Source organism: Myxococcaceae bacterium JPH2 (genome assembly GCA_016458225.1).
Classification (GTDB): domain Bacteria; phylum Myxococcota; class Myxococcia; order Myxococcales; family Myxococcaceae; genus Citreicoccus.
This window is the reverse complement of the sequence record JAEMGR010000025.1, coordinates 1-377: the sequence shown is the minus strand read 5'-3', so window position 1 is coordinate 377 and position 377 is coordinate 1. Positions and strand designations below refer to the sequence as shown.

Annotated in this window: 1 protein-coding gene; it reads right to left on the bottom strand. The window is 67.6% G+C overall.

Annotated elements, in window-relative coordinates; genetic code table 11:
- Nucleotides 1–8: 8 nt before the first annotated feature.
- A partial coding sequence (locus JGU66_28530; protein ID MBJ6764733.1) for a transposase occupies nucleotides 9–377 on the bottom strand: 369 nt, incomplete at its 5' end.

Sequence of the window (377 nt, the reverse complement as noted above, 5' to 3'; positions counted from 1 at the left end):
GAGAGGGTTCAGCCGACGGACCGCACCTCCTGCAGAAGCGGGGTGAGATTGGGAGTGGGATTGAGGCGCACGGGGCCTACCGGCGTCCAGTCGCGCGTGCCGCGACTCCAGCGCGCGGGATGGCACCGCCGGGCGCGCTGGTACACCTGGTGGCGCCGGGCGAGCAGCGAGGCTTCGCGCCGGAAGTGTCTGTCATCGGGAGTGACGAAGCGGATGGCCGAGTGGCGGTGCTCGGTGTTGTACCAGGTGATGAAGCGCGTCACCCAGGCATGGGCGTCCTTGATGGATGTGAAGGGCCGCCGTGGAAAACAGGGGCGATACTTCAGCGTCCGGAAAAGCGCTTCGGAGAAAGCGTTGTCGTCCGAGACGCGGGGCCG